14 protein-coding genes are annotated in these 14852 nt (G+C 72.9%); 9 read left to right on the forward strand and 5 right to left on the reverse strand.

Features of this window, described 5'->3' with window-relative positions; genetic code table 11:
* Positions 1-122: 122 nt before the first annotated feature.
* Together ACGFIW_RS03620 and ACGFIW_RS03625 are read left to right on the forward strand one after the other, a co-directional pair.
* Positions 123-770, forward strand: coding sequence for a TOPRIM nucleotidyl transferase/hydrolase domain-containing protein (locus tag ACGFIW_RS03620; RefSeq protein WP_393310745.1), 648 nt, complete (start codon positions 123-125; stop codon positions 768-770).
* 75 nt (positions 771-845) lie between these two features.
* Complete coding sequence (locus ACGFIW_RS03625) at positions 846-1838, forward strand: NAD-dependent epimerase/dehydratase family protein (RefSeq protein WP_393310746.1); 993 nt, start codon at positions 846-848, stop codon at positions 1836-1838.
* An 11-nt stretch (positions 1839-1849) separates the two neighbouring features.
* Here ACGFIW_RS03625 and ACGFIW_RS03630 read toward each other — a convergent pair whose 3' ends face one another.
* The 3 genes from ACGFIW_RS03630 to ACGFIW_RS03640 are packed head-to-tail and all read right to left on the reverse strand — an operon-like array spanning position 1850 to position 6019.
* Positions 1850-2695: a universal stress protein gene (locus ACGFIW_RS03630; RefSeq protein ID WP_393310747.1), complete on the reverse strand. Its 846-nt coding sequence runs from the start codon at positions 2693-2695 to the stop codon at positions 1850-1852.
* A 10-nt stretch (positions 2696-2705) separates the two neighbouring features.
* On the reverse strand, positions 2706-5099 hold the full coding sequence (locus tag ACGFIW_RS03635; protein ID WP_393310748.1) for a phosphoketolase: 2394 nt from the start codon (positions 5097-5099) through the stop codon (positions 2706-2708).
* Between the two features lie 59 nt (positions 5100-5158).
* Positions 5159-6019 carry a universal stress protein gene (locus tag ACGFIW_RS03640; RefSeq protein WP_393310749.1) on the reverse strand — a complete coding sequence of 287 codons (861 nt, stop codon included), beginning with the start codon at positions 6017-6019 and terminating at the stop codon, positions 5159-5161.
* Between the two features lie 247 nt (positions 6020-6266).
* On the opposite strand from ACGFIW_RS03640, the gene ACGFIW_RS03645 reads away from it, so the two are divergent.
* The 7 genes from ACGFIW_RS03645 to ACGFIW_RS03675 all read left to right on the forward strand — a co-directional run bounded on the left by ACGFIW_RS03645 (position 6267) and on the right by ACGFIW_RS03675 (position 12533).
* Positions 6267-6503, forward strand: coding sequence for an HTH domain-containing protein (locus tag ACGFIW_RS03645; RefSeq protein ID WP_007457155.1), 237 nt, complete (start codon positions 6267-6269; stop codon positions 6501-6503).
* Positions 6503-7087: a Clp protease N-terminal domain-containing protein gene (locus tag ACGFIW_RS03650; RefSeq protein WP_393310750.1), complete on the forward strand. Its 585-nt coding sequence runs from the start codon at positions 6503-6505 to the stop codon at positions 7085-7087. Before ACGFIW_RS03645 ends, ACGFIW_RS03650 begins: the two co-directional genes overlap by 1 nt.
* A 94-nt stretch (positions 7088-7181) precedes the next feature.
* The gene (locus tag ACGFIW_RS03655; RefSeq protein ID WP_393310751.1) at positions 7182-8186 is read left to right on the forward strand and encodes a diacylglycerol/lipid kinase family protein; all 1005 of its coding nucleotides are present in this window, start codon (positions 7182-7184) and stop codon (positions 8184-8186) included.
* Positions 8179-9180 (forward strand): YihY/virulence factor BrkB family protein, encoded by a 1002-nt coding sequence (locus ACGFIW_RS03660; protein WP_393310752.1) that lies wholly within the window; start codon positions 8179-8181, stop codon positions 9178-9180. The genes ACGFIW_RS03655 and ACGFIW_RS03660 overlap by 8 nt, the downstream gene beginning before the upstream one ends.
* Before the next feature lie 71 nt (positions 9181-9251).
* Positions 9252-10742 (forward strand): phosphatase PAP2 family protein, encoded by a 1491-nt coding sequence (locus ACGFIW_RS03665; RefSeq protein WP_393310753.1) that lies wholly within the window; start codon positions 9252-9254, stop codon positions 10740-10742.
* Positions 10743-10750: 8 nt separating this feature from the next.
* On the forward strand, positions 10751-11572 hold the full coding sequence (locus ACGFIW_RS03670) for an endonuclease/exonuclease/phosphatase family protein (RefSeq protein WP_393310754.1): 822 nt from the start codon (positions 10751-10753) through the stop codon (positions 11570-11572).
* A gap of 31 nt (positions 11573-11603) precedes the next feature.
* Positions 11604-12533, forward strand: coding sequence for a hypothetical protein (locus ACGFIW_RS03675; protein ID WP_393310755.1), 930 nt, complete (start codon positions 11604-11606; stop codon positions 12531-12533).
* Positions 12534-12686: 153 nt separating this feature from the next.
* Here the strand turns inward: ACGFIW_RS03675 and ACGFIW_RS03680 are convergent, their stop codons facing one another.
* The gene (locus ACGFIW_RS03680) at positions 12687-13523 is read right to left on the reverse strand and encodes an alpha/beta fold hydrolase (RefSeq protein WP_393310756.1); all 837 of its coding nucleotides are present in this window, start codon (positions 13521-13523) and stop codon (positions 12687-12689) included.
* On the reverse strand, positions 13523-14485 hold the full coding sequence (locus tag ACGFIW_RS03685; protein WP_393311233.1) for a TIGR03557 family F420-dependent LLM class oxidoreductase: 963 nt from the start codon (positions 14483-14485) through the stop codon (positions 13523-13525). Before ACGFIW_RS03685 ends, ACGFIW_RS03680 begins: the two co-directional genes overlap by 1 nt.
* Between the last annotated feature and the right edge of the window lie 367 nt (positions 14486-14852).

A 14852-nucleotide genomic window follows, 5' to 3' on the forward strand; every position in this document is an offset into this window, starting at 1 on the left:
CAAGCTGCGGTACGCCAGTATCGCCCATCGCGGAAAACTTCTCGTCATCGCAACCCGGCGACGAGCCGTCGCCGTACCCAAACCGATGGCGGTCCCCGGCCGGGGTTGCGAGACTCTGGCCTGTGCGCGAGCCGGACCGTTTCCGAGATGCCGTGCGGGTGTGGGCGGCCGGCGGTGCGGACGCCGTGGCGGCCGCCACGGTCGCCCGTGAGTTGGCCGGTGAGCTGAGCACGGTCGTGCTCGTCGAGGGCTTCAGCGACAGGTGCGCGGTGGAGGCCCTTGCCGAGCGGCGGGGCCGCGACCTGGCGGGTGAGGGCGTGTGTGTCCTGCCGATCGGTGGCGCGATGAGTGTCGCCCGGTACCTGCGGCTCTTCGGGGCGCAGGGTCTGGCCCTGACCGTACGAGGGCTCTGCGACGAGGCCGAGGAGGGGTTCTTCCGACGGGGGTTGGAGCAGGCCGGCTTCGGCACCGACCTGACCCGCCCGGCCCTGGAGGCGCTCGGCTTCGGTGTGTGCGTGACCGATCTGGAGGACGAGCTGATCCGCGCGCTGGGCAGCGCTGGTGTCGAGCGGGTCATCGACGCCGAGCGGGATCTGGCGAGGTTCCGGGTCTTCCAGAAGCAGCCCGCGCAGCGCGGCCGGCCGGTCGAGCGGCAACTGCGTCGCTTCCTGGGCACGATGAGCGGCCGCAAGGCCCGGTACGCGTCCGCGCTCGTCCGGGCCCTCGACCCGGGCGCCATCCCCCGACCGCTGGATCGGTTGCTCGGCTGACGGTTCTGCCACGGGCAGATCCGCTACCGGTGAACAGGGCTGTCGTCCGCCGGCCCACACCGGCAGGGTGGGCGGATGAGATTGCTGGTGCTCGGTGGTACGGGGTTCGTGGGCGGTGCGACGGTCACCGAGGCCCTCCGCCGCGGCTGGTCGGTGACGGTGTTCAACCGGGGGCTGCACGGGACGGTGCCTCCCGGCGTACACCGGTTGCGGGGTGACCGCACCGCGCCGGACGGCCTGGCGGCGTTGGCCGGCGGCGAGTGGGACGTGCTGGTGGACACCTGGGACGGCGCGCCGCGCGCTGCCGGGGACGCCGCCCGCGCGTTGGTCGACGCGGTCGGCCACTACGTGTACGTGTCCAGCGGGTCGGTCTACGCCGACCCGGGCGCTGCCGGGCTGGACGAGGACTCACCGGTGGTGGACGCCGACCCGGACTCCGTCGACGGCGACTACCCGCAGCTCAAGTCCGGTGCGGAGCGTGCCGTGCGGGAGGTCTTCGGGCAGCGGGCGCTGGTCGCCCGGGCCGGGCTGATCCTCGGCCCGGGGGAGGACATCGGCCGGCTGCCCTGGTGGTTGCGGCGCGTCGAGCGGGGCGGCGACGTGCTCGCCCCCGCGCCGGCGGACCTGCCGGTGCAGTACATCGACGTCCGTGACCTGGCGGGCTGGATGCTGGACGCGGGCGCCCGGCGGGTGGGCGGCACGTTCAACGCGATCGGTCGGCGGGCGCAGACCACGATGGGTGAGCTGCTCGACGCGTGTGTGGCAGTCACCGGTGCCGACGCCCGGCTGCGCTGGACCGATCCGGCGCCGATCCTCGCCGCCGGTGTGCAGCCGTGGAGCGACCTACCGATCTGGCTGCCGGTCGGCCACCCCTACCGGGGGTTGCTGGAGCGGGACGTCAGCCGCATCTTCGCCGCCGGGCTGACCTGCCGGCCGGTGGCCGAGACCGTCGAGGATACCTGGCGGTGGCTCCGCGAGGTGGGCACGGTCCCGCCGCGCGCCGGGCGGCCGGACCGCGGCTCGATCGGTCTGGCTCCAGAACGGGAGGCCGCCGTGCTCACCGGCTGACCCCCGCGCGGTCAGCGTTCGCGGACCACCGCGACCGGGCAGTTGGCGTGCTGGATCATCTGCTGGCTGACCGAGCCGAGCAGCATCCCGGCCAGTCCGCCCCGACCCCGGCTGCCGACCACCACCGCCTGCGCGGACCGGCTCGCCTCGATCAGCATCGCCGCCGGGCTGCCCGGGACCACGTCGACGGTGACGGTCAGCTCGGGAAACGTCCGTCGCCATGGTCCCAGTGCCTGCTCCACGGCGGCCTGCTCGTCGGACACCCCGGCCGCCGCAGCGGGGCCCGGTGTCCAGGCGTGCAGCACGCGCAGCGGCACCTGCCGCCGTGCCGCCCGTTCGGCTGCGAAACCGAGTGCCACCAGCGACGGGGCCGAACCGTCCACCCCGACCGCCACGGGGGCGTCCGGCCGGCCGGCCGTCCCGTCGCGGACCACCACGACCGGGCAGTGCGCGTGCGCGGCGACCGAGACGGCCGTGGACCCGGCCAGCAGGCCCCCGAATCCGCCGTGGCCTCGGCTGCCGAGCACCAGCATCCCGGCCTCGGCCGAGCGTTCCTGCAACACCAACGCGGGTGGTCCGTCGTACACCTCGCCGGTGATCCGCAGCTCGGGGTGGGTGGCGGCGGCGTTCGCCGCGGCCCGGTGCACCAGGTCCTCGACCTGCCGGCGGGCGGTCTCATCCGGCCAGCCCCCGGGCGTCAGGCCCGGACCGACCCAGCCGGCCACGGTCAGCCATTCGAGGACGTACGCCAGCCGCACCGGTCTGCCGCTGTGCCGTGCCTCCTCCAGTGCCCAGTCCACCGCCACCGAGGCGTCGGTGGAGCCGTCGAAGCCGACCAGGATCTCCGCGTCGCGCACGTCGTCCTCCTCAGGGGTTCGTCGGGTCGGTCGCTCGGACCCAGCGCCACTCGGCCACCGCGGGGTCGTCCTCGCCGTAGCGGCGGGTGTAGTCGCGGGCGGCCTGCCGGGCGTCGAACATCCTCTGGCGCAGGTGCGCGGCGCGGGCGGCCAGGCCGGGCACCCGGTCGATGACGTCGATGACCAGGTGGAAACGGTCCAGGTCGTTGAGCATGACCATGTCGAACGGGGTGGTGGTGGTCCCTTCCTCTTTGTAACCGCGTACGTGCAGGTTGTCATGGTTGTTGCGGCGGTAGGTGAGCCGGTGGATCAACCAGGGATAACCGTGGTACGCGAAGATGACCGGCCGGTCCGCGGTGAAGATGGTGTCGAACTCGTTGTCGGTCAGGCCGTGCGGGTGCTCGGTGTCCGTCTGCAGGCGCATCAGGTCGACCACGTTGACCAGCCGGATCCGCAGGTCCGGGAGGTTCTGGCGGAGCAGCTCGACGGCGGCCAACGTCTCCAGGGTGGGCACGTCTCCGCAGCAGGCGAGCACCACGTCCGGCTCGGTCCCCTCGTCGTTGCTGGCCCACTCCCAGATGCCCAGGCCACGCCGGGTGTGTTGGATCGCCTCGGTCATCGTCAGCCAACTCGGTGCCGACTGCTTACCGGCCACCACCACGTTGATGTAGTGCCGGCTGCGCAGGCAGTGGTCCATGGTGGCGAGCAGCGTGTTGGCGTCCGGTGGGAGGTAGACCCGCACCACCTCGGCCTTCTTGTTGACCACGTGGTCGATGAAGCCGGGGTCCTGGTGGGAGAAGCCGTTGTGGTCCTGACGCCAGACGTGGCTGGACAGCAGGTAGTTCAACGAGGCGATCGGTTGCCGCCAGGGGATGGCCCGGGTCACCTTCAGCCACTTGGCGTGCTGGTTGAGCATCGAGTCGACGATGTGGATGAACGCCTCGTAGCTGGTGAAGACGCCATGCCGGCCGGTGAGGAGGTAGCCCTCCAGCCAGCCCTGGCACAGGTGCTCGGAGAGCACCTCCATCACCCGGCCGTCGGGGGAGAGGTGGTCGTCGCCGGCAACGGTGGCGGCCACCCACGCCCGACCGGTCACCTCGAACGCGGCGCCCAGCCGGTTGGAGGCGACCTCGTCCGGCCCGAACAGTCGGAACGTCTCCGGGTTGGCGCTGATGACGTCGCGGATCCACGGGCCGAGCACCCCTGTCGCACCGGCCATCGGCTTGCCCGGTTCGGGAACGTCCACGCCGTAGTCGCGGAAGTCGGGCAGGGTCAGGTCGCGTAGCACCACGCCACCGTTGGTGACCGGATTGGCGCTCATCCGCCGGTCCCCGTGCGGCGGCAGTGTCCGCAACTCGTCCACCGGCGCGCCGGTGGCGTCGAACAGTTCCTCGGGCCGGTAGCTGCGCAGCCACCGCTCCAGCTCGGCCAGGTGCGCCGGGTTGTCGCGTACCCCGGACAGCGGCACCTGGTGGGCGCGGTACGTGCCCTCCACCTGGACGCCGTCGACCTCGTTCGGGCCGGTCCAGCCCTTCGGCGTCCGTAGGATGATCATTGGCCAGCGGCTGCGTTCGACGGCACCACCGGAACGGGCCCGCCGCTGGATCGCGGCGATCTCGTCCAGTGCGCGGTCCAACGTCGCGGCGAGCGTGCGGTGCACCACGGCGGGGTCGTCACCGGCGACCACGTACGGCTGGTAGCCCGAGCCGCGCATCAGGTCGAGCAGGTCGGTCTCGGGGATCCGGGACAGCACCGTCGGGTTGGCGATCTTGTAGCCGTTGAGGTGCAGGATGGGCAGCACCGCGCCGTCGCGCGCGGGGTTGAGGAACACGTTGGAGAGCCAACTGCCGGCCAGTGGCCCGGTCTCCGCCTCACCGTCGCCGACCACGCAGGCCACCACGAGATCGGGGTCGTCGAACGCCGCGCCGTAGGCGTGGCTCAACGCGTACCCCAGCTCGCCGCCCTCGTGGATCGAGCCCGGCACGTCCGACGCGACGTGGCTGGGGATGCCACCGGGGAAGGAGAACTGGCGGAACAGCTTGGCCATCCCGGCCTCGTCGCGTGCCACATCGTGGTAGCGCTCCGACCAGGTGCCCTCCAGCCAGGTGTTGGCCACGATGGCCGGGCCGCCGTGCCCCGGGCCGGTGACCAGCATGGCGTTGAGGTCACGCGTCACGATCACCCGGTTGAGGTGGGCGTAGATCAGGTTGAGTCCCGGGCTGGTGCCCCAGTGCCCGAGCAGTCGGGGCTTGATGTCGTCGCGGCTCAGCGGCTCCCGCAGCAGCGGGTTGCCCAGCAGGTAGATCTGCCCGACGGTGAGGTAGTTCGCGGCGCGCCAGTAGGCGTCCAGCCGGCGTAGCTCGTCGTCGGTGAGGGCGCGTCGCGCGTCGAGAGCGGTGTCCATCAGGCTGCCTCTCGCGGGTAGGAGTGGGGCGTGCGGCTTCGCCGCCGCGAACGCCGGGGTCAGGGCCGTCGGTCCCGTGCCGCCGGGGCGGCCGGCCCGGTCAGCGGCGCCTCGGCCAGGCCACGGACGACGACCACCGGTGCGGGGGAGTGGTAGAGCAGGGACTGGGCGACCGCGCCCAGCATCGCTCGCCCCGGTTCGTCACCGCGGGCGGCGACAAGCGCCAACTGCGACGTGCGGGACGTGTCGATCAGAACCTGAGCGGGATCGCCGCGAACGACCCGGCACTCGGTGGGCACCGAACCGTTGCGGCTGGTGTGTCGGGCCAGCGCCTCGACGAGCTGCTCGGCGACCGCGTCGGTGTCCTCGTCCTGCTCCACCACCCGCAGCGCGAGCAGCCGGGTGTCCCGGCGGGCCGCGCATTCCACGGCCCACCGCAGGGCGAGGTGCGAGCTGGGTGAGCCGTCCACCCCGACCAGCACCGGCCCCCGCGGTGGTGGCTCGCGGCGGACCACCAGCAGGGGGCAACCGGCCCGCGCGGCCAACTGCACGGCGGGCGTCTCGGCCGGGACGCACTGCCCGCTGCCGGCCATGCCGCTGTCGCCGACCGCCAGCAGGAACGCCGTCTCCGACCGGCGGATGAGGGTGGCGAGCATGCCGCTCTCGACGATCTCGCTGCCCACGGTCAGCTCGGGCTCGGCCTGGTGGGCGAGTTGGGCGGCCCGGGTGAGCAGCTCTTCGGCCCGGTCGCGGGGTGCGGCGACGGTGTCCGCGGCGAAGGCCGCCTGCCAGTCGAACATGTGCAGCAGGTGCAGTGGCCGGCCGTGCCCGGCGGCTTCCTGGGCGGCCTGTTCGACGACCGGGAGGTCGAGAACCGAGCCGAGGCCGACCAGCACCGCTGCGTCGGCGGGTGCGGCCATCGATATCACCTCCCGGGCGTCGCGCCCGGCACGACCACGCTGTCCTTGACCGAGGGTAGTCGGATAGTCACGGTTGCGGGCCGATTGTGGGTTTGCGGGTTCTCCGCGAGCTGATCCGGGATGCCCCATGGCGAGCACCCCGACCACCCCGACCTCGCCAAGCTCGTGGCGGCGACTCGTGCCGGCTGCCGCTGGAGTCCGTCAACTGAGGTTGACAGGAGATGCGTTGTCAACGTATGTTGACGGCATGAGTCAGGCGACAGAACTCGCGGCGGCAGCCGGCAGCACCGACCCCCGGGTCGGGCTGCGCGCCGTCCGCGCGCTGCGCCGGCTGCTCGAACGGCTTGAGGTGGTCCAGGTGGACAACGCCCGTCGACAGGGCTGGTCCTGGCAGGAGATCGCCGATGCGCTCGAGGTCAGCCGGCAGGCGGTGCACAAGAAGCACGCTGGGCGACCGGCGGTCAACTCATCCTGGGAGGCGTGATGTTCGAACGGTTCACCGACCGGGCGCGCGGCGTGGTGCGCCGGGCGCTGGAGGAGGCTCGGGCCGAGGGGCAACGGCCGGTCGGCACCGAGCACCTGCTGCTCGCCCTGCTCGACGACGACGCCGGCCTGGCCAGCCGGGTGCTCGCCGACGCCGGCGTACGCGCCGACGACCTGCGTGAGCGCGTCCGCCGGCACACCGTCAGCGGTGGCGCCGGCCTCGGCGACGCGGACGCGGCGGCCCTGCGGGAGATCGGCATCGACCTGGCCGCGATCGTGGCCCGCATCGAGGAGTCCTTCGGCCCGGACGCGCTGCGTGAGGCCGTGCCGGCACCGCGCGGCCGCTGGGGTCGCCGGCGGCGGCGGTACCTCGGCGGCCCGTTCTCGCCCCGGTCGAAGAAGGCGCTGGAGTTGTCCCTGCGGGAGGCGCTGCGCCTGCGCCACAAGCACATCGGCACCGAGCACATCCTGCTCGGGGTGCTTCGGGAGGGGCACGGGCTGGGCGCGCTGGTGCTCACCGAGTCCGGCATCGACCTCGACGATCTGCGCCGACGGGTGGAGAGCGCGCTGCGGGCGGCGGCCTGACGGGTGCGCCCGCTCTGAAACCTCTCTGTGGCACTTCCGACGCGCGCCCCCCGCTGGGTCGCTGAAGGTGCCCCGGTGCTGCACACTGGCGCCCGTGGATGCTGGACAGGACAGGCGACCCTCGGGCGGCGACGGTGGGCTGCGCTCCGCCGTGGTGGTCAACCCGGTGAAGGTCGATGATCTCGACGAGCTGCGCCGTACCGTGAACGACGCCCTCGCCGCGGCCGGCTGGCCCGAGCCGGAGTGGCACGAGACCACCGTCGAGGACCCGGGCCGGGGCCAGACCGAGCAGGCCGTCAAGGCCGGCGTCGACCTGGTCTTCGCCTGCGGCGGGGACGGCACCGTGATGTCCTGCGTCAGCGCGCTGGTCGGCACCGACGTGGCGCTCGCCGTGCTGCCGCAGGGCACCGGCAACCTGCTCGCCGCCAACCTCGGGCTCAGCACCGACCTGGCCGCCGGGTTGCAGGTCGCCATCGAACGGGGACGACGGCTTCTCGACGTCGGCGCCGTCGAGAAGCAGTACTTCACAGTGATGGCCGGCATGGGCTTCGACGCCCAGATGCTCGCCGCCACCTCCGAGACCACCAAGGCCCGCATCGGCTGGCCGGCATACGTGATGGGCGCCGCCCGGCACCTGCGGGACCGGCCGATGCGGGTGAAGATCCGCATCGACGACCGCCCCCCGGTACGCCGCCGGGCCCGGTCGGTCCTGATCGCCAACGTCGGCCGGCTCCAGGGCGGTGTGCACCTGCTCACCGAGGCCGAACCGGACGACGGGTGGCTCGACGTCGCCGTGCTCACCCCGCGCAACCTGCGGCACTGGCTGGCGCTCGGCTGGGCGGTGATCCGCCGCAGTGGCCAGGTGCCGCGGATGGAGGTGTTCCGCGGCCGGCACGTGGTGATCACCAGCAACCGGGCGCAGCCGAGGGAACTGGACGGCGACCTCATCTCCCCGGGCCGGCAGTTGGCGGCGCAGATCCGGCCGCAGGCACTATGGCTCTGCGTACCGCAGCCCCAGGACGCACCCGACCTGGCCGTGGATGCCGAAGGCGCCGGAGAGCGGGGCGAGCAGCTGATCAAGGAGGCACGCCGTGAGTAGCACCCGGATCGTGCCGGAGACCCGGCTGATGGCCGACGAGGAGCTGTCCGCCGACGACGCCTGGCACACGTTGCGCCGGCAGAACGGCTGGCACCTGCTGCGGGACGCCTTCATCAGGTTCCGCTACGGCGACGGGTTCAGCCACTCGCGGGCCTTCGCGCTGCAACTCTGCCTCGCCGTGGTGCCGTTCCTGATCGCCCTCACCGGCCTGATCAGCGAACTGGGCGTCGAGGAGGGCGGTCAGGTGGTGGCCGACACGGTCCTGGCGCTCACCCCGGGCCAGAGCGCCCAGATGGTCTCCGAGCTGCTGGGCGAGGGCGAACGCGTCGAGGACGCCGGAGAGCTGGCACTGACCCTCGGTCTGCTCACCGGTCTGTTCGCGCTGACCACCACCATGGCCCAGATCGAACGCGGCGCCAACCGCATCTACGGCGTCGAACGGGACCGCCCCGCGCTGCGGAAATACCTGCGCGCCGCGGTGCTGGCCGTCACCGCCGGCCTGCCCGCGCTCGCCGGTTTCCTGATTCTGGTCGGCGGCGGCGCGATGGGCGACTCGGTACGCGAGCACTACGAGTGGGGTGCGGTCGCCAACGGCATCTGGGACGTGGTCCGCTTCCCCCTGAGTCTCGGCCTGACCGTCCTCGCCGTCGCCGTGCTGTTCCGGCACGCCCCACGACGCAACCAGCCCGGCCTGTCCTGGCTGTTCTTCGGCGCCGGCATCGCCACGGTCCTGTGGTGGCTGGCCAGCCTGCTGCTCGCCGCGTACGTGCGGTTCAGTGACGGCTTCGGCCAGACCTACGGCGCGTTGACCGGCATGATGGCGCTGCTGCTCTGGGCCAACCTGACCGGGATGGCGCTCTTCGGCGGGCTGGCCTTCGCCGCCCAACTGGAGGCGCTGCGCATCGGGGTGGACGAGCCCGCCCAACCGGACCTCTGGGAGCCCGACACGGACCGCGCCGAGCTGCTCGACACCGGGGACATGTCGGCGCTCTAGCAGCGCCGGCGTGTACGACGAACGCGGATCGGGTAAAGCGGCCCCGCCAGAGCCGAACAAGGAGGTGCGGGGTGACCGCGGTCAGAGAGATGGCGCGACGTCCGATCGGTCACTTCGCCGAGCGGAGCATCGCGGGTCTGGCGGCCGTCACCGGCGCCGGGGTGGCCTTCGGGCTGCTGTTGCTGCTCGTGCGGGTGCGGTGGAGCCCGTTGCAGGACGCCGACCATGCCGTCGCCGAGTGGTTCAACGGGCTCGTCGCCCCGCACCACGCCCTCGTCACCGTCCTCCAGGCGGTGACCGACCTGGGCGGCCGACCGATCTACATCTGGTTGGTCAGCGTCGCCGTGGTCGGGCTGCTGATCCGCAGGCAGCCACGGCTGGCCGTCTACCTGATCGTCACCGGGGTCGGCGGCCTGATCCTCGACCCGTCGCTGAAGACGCTTGTCGGCCGGCTCCGCCCGGTGGTGGACGTGCCGATCGCCAGCGCACCGGGCAACAGCTTCCCGAGCGGGCACGCGCTGGGCTCGATCGTCGCGTACGGGGCCCTGCTGCTGGTGTTCCTGCCGGCCATGGCGCCCCGCTGGCGCAAGCCGGCGATCGTCGGCTTCAGCGTGCTGGTGGCGGTGATCGGCCTGACCCGCATCGCGTTGGGCGTGCACTACGTCTCGGACGTGCTGGCCGGCTGGCTGCTCGGCGCGGCCTGGTTGGGTGTCACCGCGTACGCCTTCCGGCTGTGGCGTCGTGAGCGTGGGCGGCCGGTGCCGTCGCTGAGCGAGGGCCTGGAGCCGGAGGCCGGGCACGACATCGCCGCCGCCCCGGCCGAGGAGCACGTGCTGGCCCACCCCCGCTCGGCGGTGGCCGAGCTGCTGGTCGGCTGGGTGCTCGTGTTCGGGGCGCTGTACGCCTTCGGCACGTACGTCAGCTACCACGCCAAGGGCACCCTCTTCGACACCCTCGACACCGAGGTGCCGCGCTGGTTCGCCGAGCGGCACACCGACGTGCTGACCGACGTGAGCTGGTGGTGGAGCAAGTTCGGCGACACCCACGCGATCCTGATCATCTCGCTGGTGTTCTGCCCGCTGGTGCTGGCGGTCTGGCGGCGCTGGCGTCCGGTGCTCTTCCTGGCGCTGGCGATGGTGGGTGAGCTGACCCTGTTCCTCGCCTCGGCCCGCGCCGTCGACCGACCGCGCCCGCCGGTGGAGAACCTCGACGGGCAGATGCCCACCTCGTCGTTCCCCTCCGGGCACATCGCGGCCACCATCTGCGTCTGGCTGGCGATCACCGTCATCGTGTTCCCGCGTACCGACAGGTGGTGGCGGTGGATCTTCGTGGCGCTGGCCGTGATCATGCCGGCCGGGGTCGCCACCTCCCGGATGTACCGGGGGATGCACCACCCGACCGACTTCATGGGCGCGATCCTGCTCTCCGCGCTCTGGATCGGCCTGCTCTACCTCGTCATCCGCCCCAACGCCGACCTGAGGGAAGGCAACCAACCGGCCATCGAGTCGGAGGACGTGGACACCCTCGACGACGAGCTGGCGCGGGCCGGCCGGGCCGACTGAGCGCCGCCGTGCTGCGAGTGCTGACCTGGAACATCCGCACGGGCGGTCGCGATCGCGGCGGCGCCGACCGGCTGGACCAGGTGGTCCGGGTCGTCGACGAGCAGGCGCCGGACGTGCTGGCCCTTCAGGAGCTGCGCGGCTTCGACCGGGACGGGCTGATGGCCACCGTGGCGGGTCGGGTGGGGATGACGCCGCACCTGGCCCGCTCCTGCCTCGGGCAGCCAGTGGCGGTGCTGGTCCGGCCGCCGTACCAGGTCCTCGACGCGGGGACGCTGCGCCGGCCGTTCCACCACGCGGCCGCCCGCGTCGTGGTGGCGACCACCGCCGGCCCGCTCACCGTGCTCGGCACCCACCTCTACCCCTACTCCGGTGGACGGCGGCGGATGGAGGCCGACTGGCTGGTCCGGGCCGTGCGACGGGCCCCGGGCCCGTTGACGCTTGTCACCGGTGACCTCAACTCGCTCGACCCGGGCGTGGACCACACCGGGCGGCTGGCCGGGATGCCGGCCCTCTACCGGCGACGACACCTGCGCCGGGGCGGTGACGACGTGGACACCCGTGCGATCGCCCGGTTGCTCGACGCCGACCTGGTCGACCTCTGGCCGTCGGTCAACGCCGGGGCGGCCGAGGCCGAGGGCCTGACCGTGCCCACCCGCCTCGGCGGGGTCGAGTTCGCCGGGATGCGACTGGACTACCTGCTCGGCACGCCCGCGGTGGCGCGGCGGACGCGGGAGTGCCGGGTCGTCCGGGGCGGGACGGCGGACACCGCCTCGGACCACTATCCGCTGCTGACCACGCTCGACCTCGGCCCGGCCGCCACCGACACCTGAGACCTGGCGCGGGCCGGTTACGGTGCCCACCGTGACCGACCCCCTGCCGGCCCGCTCGCCGCTGCCCGGCCCGCCGAGCGGGCACCCCGCCACTCCGGCCGCGAACACGGCAGAACCGGCCGCCGTCGCGCTCCCGCTCGTCGCGGTCGTCGCGCGGGGTGTGGCGTTGGTCGTGGTGCTTCCGGTACGCCTGTTCTGGGAGCTGGCCGCGGCTGCCGGCCGGCTGGTGTACCGAAGCGTGCTCGCCCCCGCCGGCCGGTTCCTGCGCCGCTGGCTGCTGTCCCCGCTGGCCTGGGCGCTGCACCGACTCCTCTGGCTCCCGCTGGTCTGGTGCGCCCGCAACCTGCTCTGGGTTCCGCTGCGCTGGGCGGCTCGAACCCTTCTCTGGCTTCCGCTGCTCTGGGCGGCTCGCGTCCTCGTCTGGCTTCCGCTGCTCTGGCTGGGGCGGGGCCTCGCGTGGCTGCACCGCACGCTGCTGTGGCCCCCGCTGGTGTGGCTCGCCCACCTGGTCGGGCGGCCGCTGCGCTGGCTGGGCGCGGTGCTCAGCCCCGCCGGACGGCTGCTGTGGCGTGGCCTCAGCGCGCTGGCCGGGGCGGCGAATGCCGCGCTCACCGCGGTGGGCCGGGGGATCCGGTGGGTCGTCGTGGGGTTCGGCCGGCTGCTCGTCGCCGTGGTGGTCGGCACGTGGTGGGTGGCCGGACGGGTGCTGCGCCTGCTCTACCGCCTGCTGCTGCGCCCGCTCGGGCACGGGTTGCGCTGGGTGTGGCGGCACGGGGTGCGCCCGCTGCTGCGGGGAGCCCGGTGGGTGTGGTCGGTGACTGTCGTACCGGTGGCGCACGGCGTCCGGGCGGCCTGGCGGGCCACCGTCGTGCCCGCGGCCGGGTGGATCCGCCGATCGGTGCTCGACCCGACCCGGCTGGCCTCCCGTGCGGTGCTCAGCACCCTGGGCCTGCGCCGCTGACCGTGCCCGGGGCCGGGGCACGCACGCCTCAGAGCACCAGGTTGAGCAGGACGGTGAGCACCACCGAGGCGACGATCGAGAAGAGGATCATCAGGAGGCAGCCGACGCCACCGCCGAGCGGGCGGATCTCCGTGTTGCCGAAGCGCATGATGGTCACCTGTCCTGGAGTGCGGGTTGCGGGGCGAGTAGGTGGCGGATCGCGTCCGCGACCGCTGTCGGCGCGGTCGCGACCACGTTGTGCGGGGCACCGGGCACGACCACGAGGTCGGCGTTCGGCACCAGCCGGGCCGCCTGGTCGCGCCACCGGCCCGGGACGACCGGATCACGCTCGCCGGCCACGACCAGGGTCGGCGCGGTGGTCCGGACCAGATCCACCTCGATGGCGTTGCGTACCGAGTGCGACAGCGTCGCGAGGACCCGCCCCGGCCGGGCGTTCCAGATGTCCCGACCCAGCACCGGCGCCTGTAGTGGCGCCTCGCCCAGGGTGTCCAGCAGCCACCGGCCGAACTGGGCCCGCCGGGTCCGGGCCACCGGGTCGCTCGTCGGCCCGGCCAGCACCAGCGCGCGTACCGCCTCCGGGTGGTTCGCGGCGACCGAGGCGGTCACCTCGGCACCGAACGAGTGCCCGAGCAGGCAGACCGGCGGCAGCCGGTACGCGGCCAGCCAGGCGGCCAGGTGCGCGGCGTGCCGGCGGACGTCGTACGCGCCGTGGGGGTGTTCGGTCAGCCCGAAGCCGGGCAGGTCCGGCACGTACACCGGATGGGTGGCGGCCAGCGCCACGGCCAGCGGGGTGAGGTAGCGGTGCGAGACGGCCAGGCCGTGTACCAGCACCACGGGCGGTGCCCCGGTGTCCGGGCCCGTGCTGCGCCGGGTGTGGGTGCGCAACCCGTCGACGAGCCGCCACTCACTGGTCAGGCCGGCGGCCGGCCGGGGCGCGGCCATGGCGAGCCGCAGTTGCGCCGGGCCGAAGCGGCCGCCGGCCCTCGGCATCACAACGCCCGCAACCGGGGCAGCAGTTGCTCCTGCGCCCAGTCCAGGAAGAGCGGCTGGCTCTCCCCGCCGACCTGGACGAGCGCCACGTGGGTGAAGCCGGCGTCGACGAACTTGCGGAACGCCTCGACGTGCGCGTCGACGTCCGGGCCACAGGGGATGCCCTCGGCGACGTCCTCCTCCCGGACGAACTGGGTGGCGGCGGCGAAGGACTCCGGGCCGGGCAGGTCGGCGTTGACCTTCCAACCCATTCCGAACCAGCGGAACTGGTCGTGCACGATCTTGCGGCACTCCGCCTCGTCGGGGCCGTAGCAGATGGCCACCTGCCCGTAGCGGGGTTGGCCCGCGCCACCGGCGTCGTCGTACATCTCGATGATCTGCCGGTCGGGCTCGGTGGAGATGATGCCGTTGCCGTACTCGGCGGCCAGGGTCGCGGACTGCCGGCCGGACGCGGCGACGGCCATCGGCACCGGCCGTTGCGGGCGGTCCCAGATGTACGCGTCGGGCACGTCGAAGTGATTGCCGGAGAACGTCAGCGTCTCACCGTTGAGCAGCGGCCGGATGATCTGCAACGCCTCCTCGAACATCTCGTGCCGCTGCTGCACGTGCGGCCAGCCACCGACCACGTGCTCGTTGAGGTTCTCCCCGGCGCCGAGGCCGAGGGTGAACCGGCCGTCCGAGAGTGCCCCGATGGTGCTGGCCTTCTGCGCGACCACGGCCGGGTGGTAACGGCGGATCGGGCAGGTCACGAACGACATCAGCTCGGCGCGGGAGGTGGCGTGGGCGACCGCGCCGAGCACCGACCAGGCGTACGGGGAGTGGCCCTGCGAATCCAGCCACGGATAGTAGTGGTCGGACATCACCAGTTGGTCGAAGCCGGCGGCCTCGGCCCGGACCGCGTGGTCGACCAACTGTTTGGGACCCGCCTGTTCGCCCATCAGGGTGTAGCCGACGCTGACCATCCTGGTTTCCCCTTTCACCGACTGATCGTTCCCGGAATACCCCGCTCGGCCCCGGTCAACCCTCCCGTCCGGTTCGCGGGAGGCGGTGCTTGACGGATGACGGTGACCTGCCTACCGTCGGTCTTAACCGGTTAAGACCCGGAGGTGGCGCACATCCTTGTGGTGGGGATGACCGCCCCGCAACGGCCCGTGTCCGCGCGGGCCGTTGCGGCTGTTCGGGCCGTGGGCCTGCCAACTGAACCGGTTGCGAGGGCCGATCCATCGCCCTACGCTGATGCGTGCGTTCCGGGAGTCGGGCGCGGCTGCCGGGCTGTAGCCGCAGCCCCCTGTCACGTCCCACCCCTGTCGGGCACCGGGGGTCCTCCCT

The sequence above is a fragment of the Micromonospora sp. NPDC048935 genome (genome assembly GCF_043197875.1).
Taxonomy (GTDB): domain Bacteria; phylum Actinomycetota; class Actinomycetes; order Mycobacteriales; family Micromonosporaceae; genus Micromonospora.